Raw genomic sequence first — 15445 nt, forward strand, 5'->3', positions numbered from 1 at the left:
AGTGATCTGCTCGAGTGCCTTTGGCTGATGCCTTGACCTTGCCCGGCGTATTCGCGCGTAAGAAGAAAGCAGCAAAAGGCAACGTTCTCTTTGCCACAGATGCGCGTATCAAATTAATTTCACCCCCCTGTTTTGGCGCCTGAATTGTGAATTAGTTTGCGGTTTTTCCCGCTGGCATATCGGCAAACTCTTAGTGTAATTTTCTGAGTTTTGCTGGGTTTCTTCGTTGCCAGTTCCCCTTCGGCCCTTTCGACCTGCTTCTCAAAATATTCGTGTGAGCACAATTGCTGCTCCCTCCATGGAAGGGGATGTTGTTGATAACGCTGGCGACGTAATTAACCGTTGTTATCGCCAGATCTATTTTCATGCAATGAGTAGCGACAGAGATCGCTATCTTGAGTCTCAGCTTAGAAATGGTTCAATTACGGTAAGAGATTTCATCCGCGGTCTGTTGCTTTCGGACCGTTTTTTGCGGGGTTATGTTGCTTGTAATAGTAATTATCGCCTTGTCGAGCAGGTCATCGGCAGGGCTTTAGGTCGCAAGGTGAAAGATAACACCGAAAAGTTAACTTATTCGATCGTCATTGCCGAAAAGGGATTCGAGGCTTTTGTTGACCTGGTCCTCAACAGTGAGGAGTACATGCAGAGGTTTGGCTACGACAGTGTGCCTCTTGAGATGTCAAGAGTTTTGCCCGGCCGAGCTGTTGGTGAAGCCCCTGTTTATCAGGAATTCCCGCGATACTCCTACGATTGGCAAGAGAAGTTGACTTCAAACGACATGATGATGTCAATTGAAGATCACCTGAATTTCGGTCCTACAAAGTCGTTCGCAGAGAAAGTGTTGTATGAGAGACCCTCGGATAAGGCGTTCCGTTATATTATCCCATCCTTCGTGATTCTTTCAGGATTGATTGTTGTTGGAATTGTGAAAGTCTTTACTAGTGTTTTTGTGGTGGGCTGAGCTGTTTAATAGGCAGCTCTAGCTATTTCTTCCTTTTTCTTTTCAATCAATTCTTCGAAGCTTATCCAATGGATGCAGTCCACTGGACAGGTGTCAATAGCTTCGTTGATCACCATGGTTGAATCACCGTCTTGGCGAATTGCTCTGCACTTTCCCGTGTCCTGATCCATCAGGAAGGTGTTCGTTGCCACGTGGGCACAATATCGACATCCGACGCACACTTTTTCATCGACCCAGATGGCCTGCAATCTCAGTTCGCCGCCGAGGCAGGGTTCCAGGCCTGAAGGTGACGTGATGTTGTGAGACGGTGCGGTGAATGCAGCCGAAGTGTCAAACGTCGTTTCAGCGTCTGAAGATGCTGTAAATGCCGCAGAGGTGTCGAACATTGTGGAGAGCTGGTATCACTTGCGAATCGAGAAGCCTGGCAATCTCTGCTCAGTGTTGAGCCTTGAGACTTTTAAATTGCTGCAGGACAACATCAATTGTTAAAGAGGTGACGAATGATGTAATTGAATGGGATTGAGGAATATTTCTCAGGATGTTTGGTTGATTTTGTATTGCTTAATCGCAACTTGTAGTTGGCTGGTTGCGGCTCTGCCAATGTTGAAAGCTGCCCAGCTCAGGGCAAGAAGAATAGGCAAGGCCACAAACAGAATTCTCAAATCCATTGGAATTTGGAAAATGACCCACAAATTAGCTTTGGTGCAAATATTTTCAGTGTTCTTTGACGGCTGCCTGCGTTGCAGATGCCTGATGTGTGAGCTGATTCTTGAACTTGTCGATGTCGCAATTGTGCTGCTAACGGCTTTCGGGGGCTGCCGTCGATCCGACACTGTCCCGGTTTGGAGGTTGGCTGAGTTGTGGGCTCAGAGTTCTTTGATTTGTCCGATTTCTGCAGCCTCGAGCCAGCGTGAGATTGCATCGGGTAACGGGCAGCGTCGCCGCGTTGGCACATTGATGGCCAGCTGTCTGATCAAGCCATTGGCGACTTCCTGTTCGTTCAGCAGAAATTGGCTGCGAACTTCAAAACATCCCTGATCAATCCGTTGTGGAGTCAGTCTTACGACGAGCCGATCTCCACCATGCACCGCCTTTTTGAAGCTGGCGCTGCAATGCACCACAGGGAGTGCAGTGTCTGGCCAGCATTCCTGATCGCGACAACCTGGAAACACTGTTTGGGCTTCAATTCCATAGAGCTCCAGGCTCTCTTCCCATGCCTCATGGCACCAGCGCAACAGCTGATGAAAATGCATGACCCCAGCGGCATCCGTATCGCCGAAGCGAACGGTTCTGCTGAGGTTGAGCCAGGTGGGCTTCGCCATCAGCGGATGATCTGGTCGCTCTGGGCAGCACAGCTCACCTGGATATCAGTGAGTGGTCGGAGATGATCAAGGGATTGGTGCATGTTTTGTTGGCTGATATCGGCATGTAGACCCTGCTTTTGGCGTTGTTGCTGGGCGCCTTGTAAACACGGCAGCAATGGCCACTCAGCCGTTGGTCGGAAGCCTTCTTGCCTTGGATCGCGTTCTGGGTTCTTGGTGTGGGTGGTGTCTCTGGATTCATCATGCATCTTGTCTTCGGGTCATTCCTTGCAGAACAGGTTGTCTGGCCCGTAGTTCTTTTCAGTACGAAGTGGCCTACGCCAATCTCACGATCGGATTCTCGGTTTCAGCAGCTTCCCGTATCGCAAAATGATGATCTTCTTGCGAGCATGGTGGCCTCTGCAAGTTGGGTCTTCGCTGACGGGACCGGTGACGTGGTTTCGCTTGTGGCGGATCAGAACAAGGCTCCCTCCAATGCCTGCACCGGGCTGTATGGCGATCTGCTGACTCCTTTGCTGGCACTTCTCCTGGTCTAGATGCAGTCGAGGTGAACGCCGGCGGCTGAGCTGATCAACGATCGACCGATCCCATGATCACGTCGATGGAGCCGAGGATCGCCATGATGTCTGCCACCTTGTGTCCCTTGAGGATGTGAGGAAGGATCTGCAGGTTGTTGCTGTCTGCGGCACGGATCTTGAAACGCCAGGGTGTCACGTCGTTGTTTCCCTGAATGAAGACCCCGATCTCGCCCTTCCCGGATTCCAGTCGGGTGTAGAGCTCGCCGTTGGGGATCTTGAATGTTGGTGCCACCTTCTTGGCCACATACTGGTACTCGAAGCCGGCGAAATCGCTGTCTTTGCCTTCGGCCATGCGTTTGGCTTCCAGGTTTTCCGTCGGGCCACCGGGAATCATGTCGCAGGCCTGGCGAAGAATCTTGAGGGACTGGCGCATTTCCTCGACACGAACCCTGTAACGGGCGAAGCAGTCGCCCTCTTTCTCCCAGACCACATCCCAGTCGAAGTCGTCGTAGCACTCGTAGTGGTCAACCTTGCGCAGGTCCCAGGCCACCCCGGAAGCCCTCAGCATCGGGCCGGAAAGGCTCCAATTGATTGCTTCTTCCTTGCCGATCACTCCTAGACCTTCAATGCGTCGACGGAAGATCGGGTTGTTGGTGATCAGCTTTTCGTATTCATCGATCTTGGGGCCGAACCAGTCACAGAAATCGCGACATTTTTCAAGCCACCCCCAAGGTAGATCGGCTGCCACACCGCCGATACGGAAGTAGTTGTTGTTGATCAGGCGCTGCCCTGTGGCCGCCTCCCAGAGGTCATAGATCATCTCCCGTTCACGGAAAATGTAGAAAAACGGGGTCTGGGCCCCGACATCAGCAAGAAAGGGTCCCAGCCAAAGCAAATGATTGGCGATGCGATTGAGCTCCAGCATCAGAACCCGGATGTAACTCGCTCGCTTGGGCACAGAAATATTCGCCAGCCTTTCAGGGGCGTTGACGACAATCGCTTCGTAGAACATGCCCGCTGCATAATCCATGCGGCTCACGTAAGGCACGAACATGACATTTGTTCGGTTCTCGGCGATCTTCTCCATACCGCGATGGAGGTAGCCGATCACGGGCTCGCAATCCACCACATCCTCTCCATCGAGAGTCACCACAAGGCGCAACACCCCATGCATTGAGGGATGGTGGGGGCCAAAGTTGACCACCATCGGCTCCGTGCGCGTTTCCAGCTGCGTCATGGGGCCGTGGCAGAACATTTGTTTCGGGATCTTAGGAAGGACCCATGCCCGATCTGCCATCCAGCCACGCCCTGGGCTTCATGCATGTGCCGGTTCTGGCTGAACCGTTGATGCAGACGCTGGCCACCGAGTTCAGTGATCACAGGCAATCTGGGGTGTTGATTGATGCAACGCTGGGTGGAGGCGGCCACAGCGGTCTGCTGATGGAGCGTTATCCGCAGCTGCGACTGATCGGGCTTGACCACGATGAAACCGCGCGTCTGGCAGCAGCCGAGCGGCTTAAGCACTACGCAGATCGCGTCACGATCGTGGCGACCAATTTCGCTGATTACATCCCTCCTCACCCGGCTGCATTGGTCCTGGTTGATCTTGGCGTGAGCAGCCCTCAGCTGGATGTGGCCCAGCGGGGATTCAGCTTTCGGCTGGATGGTCCCCTCGACATGCGGATGAATCCAGCCGGGGGAGGAGAAACTGCCGCTGAGCTGATCACAAGGCTGGACGAGTCGGCCTTGGCGGATCTGATCTATGCCTACGGCGAGGAACGCTTGTCACGGCGGATTGCACGCAGGATCAAAGCTGATCTGGACGCCAACGGCGCCTATACCGGTACGGCCGCGCTGGCCTATGCAGTCGCTGGCTGTTATCCACCCAAGGCCCGCCGGGGTCGCATTCATCCCGCCACGCGCACCTTTCAGGCCCTGCGGGTCGCGGTCAATGATGAGCTTGCTGTTCTGGACCGCTTGTTGCAACAAGCCCCTGACTGGCTCCAGCCCGATGGTCTGCTGGCAATCATCAGTTTCCATTCGCTCGAGGACCGGCGCGTGAAGACCGCCTTTGTCAGCGACGAGCGCCTGCAGCGCGTCACTCGCAAGCCGCTGAGAGCTGACGCGGCTGAGCAGCAATCCAATCCGCGCAGTCGCAGCGCCAAGCTGAGAATTGCCCGACGCCGCCCGACTGAGACGAGGTCTGAGGCATGAGCTGGTTCTGGACTCCCGATGGCGTGTGGTGGATTGCCCTGCTGGTTCAGCTTCTGGCGATTCCTGGCACGTTCTTACCCCTTCTTCCAGGTCTGATTTGGTTGCCGGTGGGAGCTCTTGTCTGGATGGGGGCTGTTGGCTGGGCTCAGGCATGGCCTGAGTTCATCCTGGCGACAGTGCTTTTCGGGTTGGGTCTCATCGCGGATCTGCTGGCTCTGGGTCTCGCATCTGCACGTCTGCAGGCCAGCCGCTGGTCTGCGGCGGGAGCTGGTGTGGGTTTGCTCGTTGGCGTGCTGGGCCTGCTGCCGGCACTCCCGTTTGGAGGGCCGCTTCTGGGGGCTTTGTTTGGTCCATGGCTGGGAGCAACCCTGGTTGAAACCTGGTTCACAACAAAGCCACCCCGGAATCTGGGGTGGCTTGAGGCGTTGCGCCAGGGATCAGTCGTTGGTCTTGCGGTGGTGGCTGGCCTGTTGATCAGCAAGATTGCCCAGTTTTTGATAGCTCTGTTCGGTCTTGCCGGTTTTGTGATTCTCAGTTTCCACTAATCAAACCTGTCTGATCTTCGCTCCCAAACAGTTGGCGATAGGCAGCAGTGGAGATGCAGATCAGGACGGGCACGACGACAAACAATCCCCCGTACTGGAATGCGGCGGCGATTGCATTAATGATCGCTTCGACGATGAAGAACCAGAGAACTGTCCACCAAGAAGGATCAACAACGGAGCGTCCTGTCTGAATGGCTTCAAAGGTGCCGTTGTTTTTAAACAGAGCGATAAAGGGGAGGAACTTCTGATTGATGGAGAGGTAAATGAAGAAAACAAGAGCAATGATCAGCGGGATAATGGCGAGTGCCTGGTTGATTTGCATAAGCCCAAATCCAACAAGGGAGCAGATCAAGCCGATCACGGCAAAGAGGACGAAAAGTTCAATCGCTCTGATGAATAAGCGACCTGTGGCTTCGCCATCCCAGCGTGTAAAAGTATTGAAATCGGGTTTGACTCCTTCAAGGCATTGCCAGGAGCCGCGGATCAGTCCCACGACCCCCCAAAGAACCACAATGATGTAGCCAACAAGGCCCACGACCAGCAGTATCCCAGCACCTACAGGATGGATATCAGGGATGCCTGGAACAGACGCGATTCGTGCTGAGCAAACTGCTGTCAAAGCTGCGAAAGGCAGGGCGATGACAGCAACAAGTGCTTGAAAGAGCAGGAAAGTCCAGGGAGCCTTTGCGAAGGCATTCCATCCGTCTTCGATGGCTTGAAGCACATGTAGCGGCTGGTTGGCCGGTGTCTCAGTCATGAATCACTCTGGAACTTGCGCGGAAGGTAGCTTCCCGGACACTTTTTTCCAGAGGTTGTGTCATGCGTCTTTTGGTTTCAGTGCTGAGTCAATGTCCTGATTGCGGATGTGATTACCTCGATGGCTCCGTCAATGTCCTTGGCTGTTGTGTCGCGTCCGAGGCTCAGCCTCAATGATCCTTCCGCCTCGACACGGCTTCGGCCAATGGATTGCAAAACGTGAGATGGCTCACCACGACTGCAGGCAGAACCGCTGCTGCAGGCCAGTCTTGGCCGCAGAGTCCGTTGCAGGCGGCTGCCTGAGACATTGGGAACAGTGATGTTGAGGTTGTGGGCCAGTCGCGGTTGCAGCGTGCCGTTGAGCTGGATTGTTGGATTCTGATCTTTGAGATCCGTCCACAGCTGATTCCTCAAGGCCTGGAGCCGAGCCTGACGTTCTTCCAGGTCTTGAATTGACAGCTCGGCTGCCGCAGCCATGCCCATGATTAGCGGCACTGGCAAGGTTCCCGCCCGCAGGCCCTGCTCTTGTCCTCCACCCCACTGCAGCGGTTGCAGCTCTGTGCCACTCCTGACCACAAGGGCACCGATGCCTTTCGGGCCATTGAATTTGTGTGCGCTGAGACTGATCAGCGCACATCCCAGCTCTTCGGCATCCAGCGGAAGATGCCCGTAGGCCTGGGCCGCATCGGTGTGCATGGTGATGCCGTTGTTGCTGCAGAGGGCGCTGAGTTCCCGGATCGGTTGGATCACACCGATCTCGTTGTTGGCCACCATTACGCTGATCAGCTGGGTGTTGGTCTGAATGGCCTGTTCCAGCTGTTCCCGCTTGATCAGTCCGTTCGTTTGCGGAGTCAGCAGCGTGATCTGAAATCCCTCCTGCTTCAGCTGCAGCAGAGGGTCGAGCACCGCGTGATGCTCACTGGCCACGCTGATCAGATGCCCTGGTCCACCGTCGGACAGTGCCCTGGCCCTGGCGTGGCCCAGCAGCGCCAGATTGTTGGCTTCGGTGGCACCACTGGTGAAGATCAGTTCATCGGATCTGATGCCCAGGCTGCCCGCAAGCCTCTCTCTGGCTGAGCCGATTGCAGCTGCGGCTGTCAGGCCAAGCCGATGTTGGCGGCTCGACGGATTGCCCCATTGCTCTCGCCACCAGGGCTCCATCGCCTGGATCACAGAGGGGTGACAGGGTGTGGTGGCCTGGTGATCGAGGTTGATCACAACTTCACTGCGCTTAGGAGGGTGTGTGGGGTCAGCATGGTGTGACTCTCGGATTGTCGCGATGCACTCCATCCGTTGGATCTTCAGTTTGGGCCTGGTTGCGTCAGCTGCTTTTCAGCCAGCTGTTGCTGAGGCCGTGAATCGGGAACAGCTGCTTGAGCAGATGAAGGCGATGCGTCCGGTTGATCTGGTGGTCCTCGATCAGAGCGAGGGGGCCGAGGAGTACACGTTGGGGATCTTTGCGGTTTCGGGAGACCCTGCTGATCCTGAAATACGCAGGTTCAAGCTGTGGCAGGAATCCGCCGACAATCTTGTGATTCCCTCCGAATCGGTGAACTGCAGTCGCGAAGAGCCGTTGCGGGTCACGAGGGACAGCGAAGCCATTTATGTACGCAAGCTCAACCCAGGGGGGACCAGGCGTGCGTCCACGCGCGAAGACCATCTGGTCTGGTGGGCGGCTTGTCATCCCGACCTCGCTGGCCAGGATCCAGGAGGTCTCTCGGACAAGGCCAGAGAGCTCGGTTATTCCACTGAGTTGATCGAATCCCAGGAAGTGTTGCGGTTGCCTGTGCCCTGACGCCCCTAGATTCCGGCCAGATGAGGTCAGGCCTTGACAACCTCCCAGCCCGAACAACCCTCTCAGCCCGAGCAGTCCTCTAAGACTGAACAGCCAACCCAATCAGAACAGCTGGCTCGTTCAGAACAGCCAACAGTTCGCCTGCTGCTGGTGGATGATGAACCTGGACTACGTTCAGCCGTGCAGGCCTACCTCGAGGATGAGGGGTTTGATGTCACGACTGCTGTTGATGGTGAGGATGGTTTCGCCAAGGCGCAGCAGATGCTGCCGGATGTGGTGATCAGCGACGTGATGATGCCCAGGCTCGACGGCTACGGGCTGCTCAACAAGCTCAGAGCTGATGAGCGCCTGGGTGGCACCCCTGTGATTTTCCTCACGGCCAAGGGCATGACGGCGGATCGCACCCAGGGCTATCTGGCGGGTGTGGACGATTACATCCCCAAACCCTTTGACCCGGATGAGCTGGTGGCGCGCGTGAGCAATGTGGCCCAGCGTCAGCAGCGGCTGCTGCAGGAAGCAGCCCGCTTCGCAGATGCTGACATGGGGCAGATGGCGAAACAGATCACTGAGATTCGCTCTCTGCTCGCCCAGGCGGAGGCACTGCCTTCCAGCGAGCCTGTGCAGCACAATTTCACGCCCAGGGAATCCAGTGTTCTGCAACTGGTGGCGGAAGGGTTGATGAACAAGGAAATCGCCCGCCAGTTGGAGACATCAATCCGCAATGTGGAGAAATATGTGAGCAGGCTGTTCATCAAAACCGGTACATCCAGCAGAACCGAGCTGGTGCGTTACGCCTTGCAGCATCGTCTGGTGGAGTGACCTGCCAACAGGCAGAGCCTTTGCCTGAGGGTTGGCGTGCAGCAGCACTCAATCAGGGATGGACGTACAGGGACATCACGCACCTTGGTAACCAAGGAACTCTGATCAGTGCGCTGCTGGCCGAACGTTATCCCCACTCCTGCGAAAACGTCTGGCTTGGCCGAATCGCAGCGGGTGAAATCCGACTCAACGGAAAGCTTCTGTTTAAGGATCGACCGCTGCCCGCCCAGGCAGAGCTGCTCTGGCACCGTCCTGGATGGATCGAGCCAGCGATCCCCGACAGCTGGTCGGTGGAACATGACGATGGGGATCTGCTGGTGATCAACAAACCCTCCGGACTGCCGGTGATGCCGGGTGGAGGCTTTCTGCAGCACACGCTGGCGACGCTGTTGGATCAGCGCAGTCGGCTGCTGGGTGAGCCCCTGGTTCCCAAGCCCGTGCATCGTCTTGGTCGCTTCACCTCCGGACTGCAGGTCTGTGCACGCCAGCCGAGCACCAGAGCCGCCCTCTCGCGATCTTTTCAGCCTGCTTCAGGAACCCGCAAGCTCTATCAGGCCTGGTCACAGCGTGTTGCAGGGCTCGAGTTCGGCAAGTCTCTTGTGGTGAAGACGGATGTGGTTGAGCGGCCCCATGCCTTGCTGGGCTGGGTCTGGGGGCCGCTGCCCCAATCGGATGGGTTGATCCGGCGACGACGAACAGCCCACAGTGAACTGAAGCTGCTGGACCGCTGTCCGCAGGGAGACCGTCTGCAGGTGGCGATCACAACGGGACGACCTCACCAGATCCGCATTCATCTCGCGCAACTGGGGTCTCCCCTGCTCGGTGATCCGCTTTACCTCAACGACCAGCGCATCAGCGATCTGGCCACTCCAGGAGACGGGGGTTATCTCCTTCATGCCTGGCGTCTGCAGCTGAATGATCTGCATCTCTGTTGTGAGCCGCCATCAACGTTCTGATGCAGCTCAGATTCACCATGCGTTGTCAGCATCGAGTGAGTTCAGACGTTGATGCCATGCCGAGGTCGGTTTCCGCAGTTGTTTTTGGGTCGCTGCTGTGTCTGCTGGCGGGCTGTTCCACCGGCGGCTCCGGGGCTGATCAACGGCAGTCCAAACAGCTCAAGGTGTTGTTCTGCAACGTGAAGTCAGGCACCTTCATCGATGCCAATCGTGATTCAGTCCTGTCGGTGGGGGATTCGGTCAGCTACAAATTGGCCGTGGCCCGGCTGGGTGGAGCTGTGCAGAGCTGTGAACAGCCGAACGGTTCGTTCTATGGGCTCGAAGAGGTGGTCGAACGACGAGTCCATGACGGCGAAACCGTGTTTCTGACTCATGCCCAGGGAACCCTGACCTTCAAGGACGGCAACATCCAGACCCGCTCTCTTGGCTCGCTTCAGCTCAGTGCCGGTGTGACACCAAGTCTGGAATCAGGATCCATGAAACTGCCGCTTGGAGCTCTCTTCCCCAGTAATCACGGTGCGACCCTGATCGGTCAGGGAGGCGCTTTCAGTGGCTATGTGGGGTCGGCTGACTTTGTCAGTGCCACCCCTCCCTACGCGCTGCTCAAGCTGCAGAGTCAGGTCTCTTCCTGATGGGCCTCGAGCCATGGCCTGTTCGAGGCGTTGTTTAGGCCTTGTGAAATTCGATCAGCCTTGAGAAGTAAAAAGGCGCCTTGTTGAGGCTGCGCCTTACGGATTTGAAGCCGCTGGCTTCCGCGGCCGCAACAATCCCTTTTTCCTTGAGGGTGTAAGCGCGGGTGGTTTTGCTGGGGCCTGGGAATAACTGGCCGATGCCTTTCAGAGCTGCCAGCAGCGGCGTGTAGGGCGCGAAGCTCACGATCAGGCGCTGTTCGGTGAGAGAGCAGAGGTGTCGCACCATCTCTTCCGCAGCCTCCTGGGGGTAGTGAATGAACACATCCAGACAGCACACGGTGTGGAACGAGCCGCTGAGACTTTCCAGATCGCTGGCCGCGAATTGGAGCTTGGACATGTCCAGGCCTGCATCACGTGCCCGGCGCTCCGCTTCCTCAGCCATCGCTTCAGAGATGTCGCTGGCATGGATGAAACCGGCTCCCATCCCTGCGAGGGGGATGCTCAGACTGCCGACGCCGCAACCGGCATCGCAGAAACGCACGTCGTGGAACTGGCCACTCTCCTCGATCCAGGCCAGCACCTCATCAACGGTTTTCTGGTGCCCGATTCTGATATTGCGCTGGACCTTGTTGACGTCATTGCTGTCGCTGTAAATCCGGTTCCAGCGATCGAAGCCCGTCGTCTCGAAATAGCCCTTCACCTCCTTTTTCTCGGCCTGCTTGTCATTCAGCAGTTGCTCGGGGGCCATCATTCATTCGCAGCGGCGGAATCTTAAGCAGCCTGCCGCCAGGCCAGCTTGCGTTCCGATTCGTTCCATTGCCAGCGCAGCAGATTGCTCAGTACGTCTCCAATCAGAAAGCAGTCTTGAAGACTCTCTTGGAGCACTTCTCTGGGCGCCATGGTGGCGGCCCAGATCGCGCCATCCGCATCACCGCCCCAGCTGGCCAGCCTGCAGGTCCCCTCGAGTAAAGGCAGGGTCACACCGGCCAGGGTGCCGTCTTCAAGCCGACAGGTGCCGTTTTTTACCAGGAGCACGCGCTCGTCCCAGCGATGTTCACCATCAGCCAGTCCGTAGGGAGCCAGGGCATCACTTACCAGCACCAGCTGATTCCCCACCAGTCTCTGCAGCAACACCGCAGTGGTGGGATGTACATGCACGCCGTCGGCAATCAGCCCAAGAGCAATGTCTCCGCGTCGGCAGGCTTCCCCCAATGGTCCCGGAGCGCGGTGGTGCAGTCCCGGCATGGCATTGAAAGCATGCGTGATCATCTCGACGCCCTGCCTGAAAGCCAGGGCTGCCTGATCGGCATCTGCTGTGCTGTGACCCAGAGCCACATGGATGCCGAGCTTCTTCAGCTGGCTGATCAACTCCTGAGCGCCCGGTTGCTCCGGCGCCAGGGTGATCAGGCTGATGTCGGTTTCAAATCCGGCGATCCGTGCCTCCAGGGCTGCGACGCTGGGAGCAGCAATGTGCTCCAGCGGGTGTGCACCTCGCCGTGCTTCCGCTAGGAACGGGCCCTCCAGGTGTGCTCCCAGCAGCTGGCAGCGGCCGGCTTGATGCCGTTCACGGGCCTGCCGGAGCACGGCCAGGGATTGGCGTAATGGGGCCACTGCACAGGTGACCAGGGTCGGAGCGATCGCCTCAACGCCATCGCGCCAAAGCAGCTCCAGCAACTGCAAGAGCCTTGGCAGATCCTGCTGCGTGAGTTCCGTGAAGGCCAGGCCAAGCCCCCCATTGATCTGCAGGTCGATCCCCCGACGACTGAGTCTGTCCCCCTGCCAGCTTTCTCCGGCCATCGCTCCACCGGCGGGCATGGGCCCGGCAGCTGTGATCAGATTGTGATCATTCAGGGTGAGCCAGGACAGACCGTCAGGGTCGTTGCTTCCGGGGCGCCGGGGCAGACGCACATCGGTGATCCGACGCATGCGGTTGGGCCGGCCTCAGGCCGGTGCGGGACGATGGCAGTCTCGCTGTCCTTCCGATTCTTGCCTGTGGCCGAGTTGCCATCGCCCCCCATTGATCCCGGTGCCGCGCCCAGGGTCGCCGTGATCATGGGCAGTGATTCCGACCTTCCCAGCCTCCAGCCTGCCGTGCTGGTGCTGGAAGAATTGGGCGTGGCGGTGGAGGTGCGGGTGCTGTCCGCCCACCGAACGCCTCTGGAGATGGTCAGCTTCGCCCAGCAGGCTCGCCAGCGCGGTCTGGCTGTGATTGTGGCCGGAGCCGGCGGTGCCGCCCATCTGCCAGGAATGGTGGCCGCACTCACAACCTTGCCTGTGATCGGGGTGCCGGTGCAGAGCAAAGCACTCTCCGGTGTCGACTCTCTGCATTCGATCGTCCAGATGCCTGGGGGTATTCCGGTGGCCACGGTGGCGATCGGCGGTGGTTTGAATGCCGGTTTGCTGGCTGCACAGATCCTCGCCGTCGAGGGTGGTGAGCTGGCGGAACGACTTGAGGCCTATCGCCAGCAGCTGCATGACACCGTTGTGGATAAGGATGCCCGCCTCAAGGATCTGGGCAGTCGTGAGTATCTCGAGCGAATGGAATGATGCAAGCAGGATCTCGGTCGACCATTCGTTCGACGGTTTTGACAACGCTTCTTCCAGCAGCCTTGCTGTATTGGATTTCGTTGGCTTGGAGTGCTGCTGAGGGCATCAGCTCAACGAAGGTGTTGCGTGATCTGGCTCAGGCCTGCGATGCGCCCCTTGGACAAGGATTTTTGTCGAGTGTTGGCTATCTTCTCTGGATGGCTGCAGCTGCGATTGCTTTATTTGCAGCATCAACGCATCTGATAAGAGGGTCCAGTGTTAATCGTCAGTTTGCATTCTGCGGTGGTGGTTTTTCGTTGTGGCTTTGCCTTGATGACATGTTTCTGGTCCATGATCGTTATCTGGGTCAATCGTTCCTCTACGTCACTTACAGCGTCTTCACGGTGTTGCTTCTCGTCTGTTTCCGTGAACCTTTGAAGAGGTTTGCTGGAGACTCATTCCTGCTCTCAGTGGTTTTCCTGGGGTCTTCGGTTTTGATTGACGCTTTCCAAGGAATCTTCCCGGCTTCCTATGAAACCGTTCAATTGTTTGAGGAGGGAGCAAAATTCCTCGGTATTGCGGCCTGGCTCGCCTTCTGGTGCCATTACGTCAATGCCACATCAAAGCTGAGCTCAATTTGATCTGCAGCTCCTGTCATCCATGACGTCCTGGCCAGCCTGGATTCGCTGGGGATTGGTGCTGCCGTTGCTGACCCTCAACCTGTTCGTGATCCGTCAGCTTCTCCTGCCGCTGGCTCCGTTTCCGGGCCTGTTCCTCACCGCGGCGTTGATTGCGTTCCTGCTGGATATTCCCTGCCGCTGGCTCACCGGTCGGGGGATTCGCCGCTGGGTGGCGATTGTGTTCGTCACCCTCGCTACGATCGGTGCATTGGTCTTCGCTGCGCTGACCCTGGTGCCGCTGCTGATTGAGCAGCTTGGTCAGTTGATCAATGCTTTGCCTGGACTGCTCCTGGCGGCTCAGGAGTGGGTCAATCGTCTTCAGGAGTGGGCATCAATGCGTGGACTGCCCACAGAGTTTGGAGACCTCAGCAGTGATCTGCTCTCCCGTGCAAGCACCGTGGCCAGTCAGCTCAGTCAGAGCTTGCTGAGCATCCTCGGGGCCACACTCGGCACCACGATCAACACGGTGATCGTGCTTGTTTTGGCGGTGTTCTTCCTGATCGGAAGCGACTCGATCACGAAGGGCCTGGCTCGCTGGCTGCCTGATGAATGGCGTGCTCTGGTGACCAGCACGCTGGTTCGCACCTTCCGTGGTTACTTCGGCGGTCAAGTGATCCTGACGCTGGGTCAGATCGTGGTCTTCACCCTTCTTGAGATCCCCTATGGAGTGCTGTTTGCAGTACTGATCGGTTTCACAACCCTGATCCCCTATGCCAGCGCTTTGACCATCGTCGCTGTGAGTGGCTTACTCGCTTTTCAGAATCCCAGTACAGGCCTCGAGACTCTGATGGCCGCGATCGTGGTGGGTCAGATCGTCGATCAGGTCATTCAGCCGCGTCTGATGGGAAGCATCGTGGGGCTGCAGCCAGCCTGGCTGCTGATTGCCCTGCCCCTGGGAGCGAAGGCCGGAGACCTTTACGGCCTCGGAGATCTGTTGGGTCTGCTTCTGGCAGTGCCTGTCGCCAGCTGCCTCAAGACGTTTGTGGATGCCTGGGCAGAGCATCAGGGCATCCACGCGGTCGTCAGTGACGTCAGTGCTGGGCCGGAATGATTTGCCGGGAGATCAGCTCGTTCACAACCTGATCCACGCAGTTGGCGAGGTCTGCTGCGCCAGTGTCGACAGAGAGTTCCGGGGTCTCTGGTGCTTCATAGGGGCTTGAGATCCCCGTGAATTCTTTGATTTCGCCAGCACGTGCCTTCGCATAGAGACCTTTGGTATCGCGCTGTTCGCACACGTTCAGATCAGCGGCACAGAAGATTTCGATGAAATCACCTTCGCTCACCAGGTTGCGTGCCTTGTCGCGGTCAGCACGGAACGGCGAGACGAATGCCGTCAAAACGATGGCACCGGAATCCAGAAAGAGTTTGGATACCTCTCCGATGCGACGGATGTTCTCCTCACGGTCGGCATCGGAAAAACCCAGGTCCTTGCAGAGGCCATGGCGAATGTTGTCGCCGTCGAGCACGTAGGTGGTAAGTCCCCGCTTGAACAGGGCCTGATTGACCGCATTGGCGAGTGTGCTCTTGCCTGCACCGCTCAGGCCTGTGAACCAGAGGATGGCGCTGCGGTGTCCCCGTTGTTCAGCGCGGGCTGCTCGGTCAACTGATGCCTGATGCCAGGCGATGTTGGTGGACGCACCCTGGTTGGTGAGCTTGCCGTAGCTGGACGAAGCGGTCATGGGGATCCGGCGGTCTCGGGCCGCCATTGTCCCTCAGCTTGT

21 protein-coding genes are annotated in these 15445 nt (G+C 57.4%); 11 read left to right on the forward strand and 10 right to left on the reverse strand.

Going from position 1 to position 15445, the window contains the following annotated elements; translation table 11 throughout:
- Positions 1-226: 226 nt before the first annotated feature.
- Complete coding sequence (locus SIB58_RS16140; RefSeq protein ID WP_067326195.1) at positions 227-961, forward strand: phycobilisome rod-core linker polypeptide; 735 nt, start codon at positions 227-229, stop codon at positions 959-961.
- 5 nt (positions 962-966) lie between these two features.
- Here SIB58_RS16140 and SIB58_RS16145 read toward each other — a convergent pair whose 3' ends face one another.
- The 4 genes from SIB58_RS16145 to SIB58_RS16160 form a co-directional block, all read right to left on the reverse strand.
- The gene (locus SIB58_RS16145) at positions 967-1347 is read right to left on the reverse strand and encodes a ferredoxin (RefSeq protein ID WP_067326198.1); all 381 of its coding nucleotides are present in this window, start codon (positions 1345-1347) and stop codon (positions 967-969) included.
- A 147-nt stretch (positions 1348-1494) separates the two neighbouring features.
- A complete protein-coding gene (locus SIB58_RS16150; RefSeq protein WP_066909339.1) occupies positions 1495-1629 on the reverse strand; it encodes a photosystem II protein Y in 135 nt (44 codons plus the stop codon).
- A gap of 198 nt (positions 1630-1827) precedes the next feature.
- A complete protein-coding gene (locus tag SIB58_RS16155) occupies positions 1828-2283 on the reverse strand; it encodes an acyl-CoA thioesterase (RefSeq protein WP_066909129.1) in 456 nt (151 codons plus the stop codon).
- A complete protein-coding gene (locus tag SIB58_RS16160; RefSeq protein WP_156486618.1) occupies positions 2283-2531 on the reverse strand; it encodes a hypothetical protein in 249 nt (82 codons plus the stop codon). Before SIB58_RS16160 ends, SIB58_RS16155 begins: the two co-directional genes overlap by 1 nt.
- A gap of 141 nt (positions 2532-2672) precedes the next feature.
- Between SIB58_RS16160 and SIB58_RS16165 the strand changes: the two genes are divergently transcribed.
- Entirely contained in the window at positions 2673-2819 is a 147-nt protein-coding gene (locus SIB58_RS16165; protein WP_156486619.1) for a DUF6790 family protein, read from the forward strand.
- Positions 2820-2853: 34 nt separating this feature from the next.
- On the opposite strand, the gene SIB58_RS16170 is transcribed toward SIB58_RS16165, so the two are convergent.
- Complete coding sequence (locus tag SIB58_RS16170; RefSeq protein ID WP_066909123.1) at positions 2854-4038, reverse strand: NAD(P)H-quinone oxidoreductase subunit H; 1185 nt, start codon at positions 4036-4038, stop codon at positions 2854-2856.
- Positions 4039-4082: 44 nt separating this feature from the next.
- On the opposite strand from SIB58_RS16170, the gene rsmH reads away from it, so the two are divergent.
- Together rsmH and SIB58_RS16180 are read left to right on the forward strand one after the other, a co-directional pair.
- Positions 4083-5015, forward strand: a complete 933-nt coding sequence (rsmH, locus tag SIB58_RS16175) for a 16S rRNA (cytosine(1402)-N(4))-methyltransferase RsmH (RefSeq protein ID WP_066909120.1) — start codon at positions 4083-4085, stop codon at positions 5013-5015.
- Positions 5012-5560 carry a DUF456 domain-containing protein gene (locus tag SIB58_RS16180; RefSeq protein ID WP_066909117.1) on the forward strand — a complete coding sequence of 183 codons (549 nt, stop codon included), beginning with the start codon at positions 5012-5014 and terminating at the stop codon, positions 5558-5560. The genes rsmH and SIB58_RS16180 overlap by 4 nt, the downstream gene beginning before the upstream one ends.
- Here SIB58_RS16180 and SIB58_RS16185 read toward each other — a convergent pair.
- Together SIB58_RS16185 and SIB58_RS16190 are read right to left on the reverse strand one after the other, a co-directional pair.
- Positions 5547-6317: a hypothetical protein gene (locus SIB58_RS16185; protein WP_067326204.1), complete on the reverse strand. Its 771-nt coding sequence runs from the start codon at positions 6315-6317 to the stop codon at positions 5547-5549. The two genes, SIB58_RS16180 and SIB58_RS16185, sit on opposite strands and share 14 nt — an antisense overlap.
- Positions 6318-6394: 77 nt before the next feature.
- Positions 6395-7606 (reverse strand): cysteine desulfurase family protein, encoded by a 1212-nt coding sequence (locus tag SIB58_RS16190; RefSeq protein ID WP_082823346.1) that lies wholly within the window; start codon positions 7604-7606, stop codon positions 6395-6397.
- On the opposite strand from SIB58_RS16190, the gene SIB58_RS16195 reads away from it, so the two are divergent.
- The 4 genes from SIB58_RS16195 (at position 7596) to SIB58_RS16210 (ending at position 10518) form a co-directional block, all read left to right on the forward strand.
- On the forward strand, positions 7596-8111 hold the full coding sequence (locus SIB58_RS16195) for a hypothetical protein (RefSeq protein WP_066909111.1): 516 nt from the start codon (positions 7596-7598) through the stop codon (positions 8109-8111). The two genes, SIB58_RS16190 and SIB58_RS16195, sit on opposite strands and share 11 nt — an antisense overlap.
- Positions 8112-8222: 111 nt before the next feature.
- On the forward strand, positions 8223-8930 hold the full coding sequence (locus SIB58_RS16200; protein WP_066909333.1) for a response regulator transcription factor: 708 nt from the start codon (positions 8223-8225) through the stop codon (positions 8928-8930).
- Positions 8927-9886, forward strand: a complete 960-nt coding sequence (locus tag SIB58_RS16205; protein WP_197461121.1) for a pseudouridine synthase family protein — start codon at positions 8927-8929, stop codon at positions 9884-9886. Before SIB58_RS16200 ends, SIB58_RS16205 begins: the two co-directional genes overlap by 4 nt.
- A gap of 35 nt (positions 9887-9921) precedes the next feature.
- Positions 9922-10518 (forward strand): hypothetical protein, encoded by a 597-nt coding sequence (locus tag SIB58_RS16210; protein WP_197461549.1) that lies wholly within the window; start codon positions 9922-9924, stop codon positions 10516-10518.
- Positions 10519-10552: 34 nt separating this feature from the next.
- Here SIB58_RS16210 and bchM read toward each other — a convergent pair whose 3' ends face one another.
- The gene (gene bchM / locus SIB58_RS16215) at positions 10553-11266 is read right to left on the reverse strand and encodes a magnesium protoporphyrin IX methyltransferase (RefSeq protein WP_066909105.1); all 714 of its coding nucleotides are present in this window, start codon (positions 11264-11266) and stop codon (positions 10553-10555) included.
- A 23-nt stretch (positions 11267-11289) separates the two neighbouring features.
- Positions 11290-12444 carry an N-acetylglucosamine-6-phosphate deacetylase gene (locus SIB58_RS16220; RefSeq protein ID WP_066909102.1) on the reverse strand — a complete coding sequence of 385 codons (1155 nt, stop codon included), beginning with the start codon at positions 12442-12444 and terminating at the stop codon, positions 11290-11292.
- A 33-nt stretch (positions 12445-12477) separates the two neighbouring features.
- Between SIB58_RS16220 and purE the strand changes: the two genes are divergently transcribed.
- Genes purE through SIB58_RS16235 form a run of 3 tightly spaced genes read left to right on the forward strand, consistent with a single transcriptional unit; the run spans position 12478 to position 14775 of the window.
- Positions 12478-13065 (forward strand): 5-(carboxyamino)imidazole ribonucleotide mutase, encoded by a 588-nt coding sequence (gene purE, locus SIB58_RS16225; RefSeq protein WP_082823347.1) that lies wholly within the window; start codon positions 12478-12480, stop codon positions 13063-13065.
- A 38-nt stretch (positions 13066-13103) separates the two neighbouring features.
- On the forward strand, positions 13104-13685 hold the full coding sequence (locus SIB58_RS16230; RefSeq protein WP_231857125.1) for an oxidoreductase: 582 nt from the start codon (positions 13104-13106) through the stop codon (positions 13683-13685).
- 19 nt (positions 13686-13704) lie between these two features.
- Positions 13705-14775, forward strand: coding sequence for an AI-2E family transporter (locus tag SIB58_RS16235; RefSeq protein ID WP_067326207.1), 1071 nt, complete (start codon positions 13705-13707; stop codon positions 14773-14775).
- Here SIB58_RS16235 and cysC read toward each other — a convergent pair.
- Complete coding sequence (gene cysC, locus SIB58_RS16240) at positions 14756-15403, reverse strand: adenylyl-sulfate kinase (RefSeq protein ID WP_066909093.1); 648 nt, start codon at positions 15401-15403, stop codon at positions 14756-14758. The genes SIB58_RS16235 and cysC overlap by 20 nt on opposite strands.
- Positions 15404-15445 lie beyond the last annotated feature (42 nt).

Source organism: Synechococcus sp. MIT S9504 (genome assembly GCF_047497135.1).
GTDB lineage: Bacteria > Cyanobacteriota > Cyanobacteriia > PCC-6307 > Cyanobiaceae > Synechococcus_C.

Excerpts from the sequence above, each read along its gene's own strand:
- SIB58_RS16145 (WP_067326198.1), bottom strand. The coding sequence starts at position 1,347 with ATGTTCGACACCTCTGCGGCATTTACAGCATCTTCAGACGCTGAAACG.
- SIB58_RS16150 (WP_066909339.1), bottom strand. The coding sequence starts at position 1,629 with ATGGATTTGAGAATTCTGTTTGTGGCCTTGCCTATTCTTCTTGCCCTG.
- SIB58_RS16155 (WP_066909129.1), bottom strand. The coding sequence starts at position 2,283 with ATGGCGAAGCCCACCTGGCTCAACCTCAGCAGAACCGTTCGCTTCGGC.
- SIB58_RS16160 (WP_156486618.1), bottom strand. The coding sequence starts at position 2,531 with ATGCATGATGAATCCAGAGACACCACCCACACCAAGAACCCAGAACGC.
- SIB58_RS16165 (WP_156486619.1), top strand. The coding sequence starts at position 2,673 with ATGGTGGCCTCTGCAAGTTGGGTCTTCGCTGACGGGACCGGTGACGTG.
- SIB58_RS16170 (WP_066909123.1), bottom strand. The coding sequence starts at position 4,038 with ATGACGCAGCTGGAAACGCGCACGGAGCCGATGGTGGTCAACTTTGGC.
- rsmH (WP_066909120.1), top strand. The coding sequence starts at position 4,083 with ATGCCCGATCTGCCATCCAGCCACGCCCTGGGCTTCATGCATGTGCCG.
- SIB58_RS16180 (WP_066909117.1), top strand. The coding sequence starts at position 5,012 with ATGAGCTGGTTCTGGACTCCCGATGGCGTGTGGTGGATTGCCCTGCTG.
- SIB58_RS16185 (WP_067326204.1), bottom strand. The coding sequence starts at position 6,317 with ATGACTGAGACACCGGCCAACCAGCCGCTACATGTGCTTCAAGCCATC.
- SIB58_RS16195 (WP_066909111.1), top strand. The coding sequence starts at position 7,596 with ATGCACTCCATCCGTTGGATCTTCAGTTTGGGCCTGGTTGCGTCAGCT.
- SIB58_RS16190 (WP_082823346.1), bottom strand. The coding sequence starts at position 7,606 with ATGGAGTGCATCGCGACAATCCGAGAGTCACACCATGCTGACCCCACA.
- bchM (WP_066909105.1), bottom strand. The coding sequence starts at position 11,266 with ATGGCCCCCGAGCAACTGCTGAATGACAAGCAGGCCGAGAAAAAGGAG.
- SIB58_RS16220 (WP_066909102.1), bottom strand. The coding sequence starts at position 12,444 with ATGCGTCGGATCACCGATGTGCGTCTGCCCCGGCGCCCCGGAAGCAAC.
- purE (WP_082823347.1), top strand. The coding sequence starts at position 12,478 with ATGGCAGTCTCGCTGTCCTTCCGATTCTTGCCTGTGGCCGAGTTGCCA.
- SIB58_RS16235 (WP_067326207.1), top strand. The coding sequence starts at position 13,705 with ATGACGTCCTGGCCAGCCTGGATTCGCTGGGGATTGGTGCTGCCGTTG.
- cysC (WP_066909093.1), bottom strand. The coding sequence starts at position 15,403 with ATGACCGCTTCGTCCAGCTACGGCAAGCTCACCAACCAGGGTGCGTCC.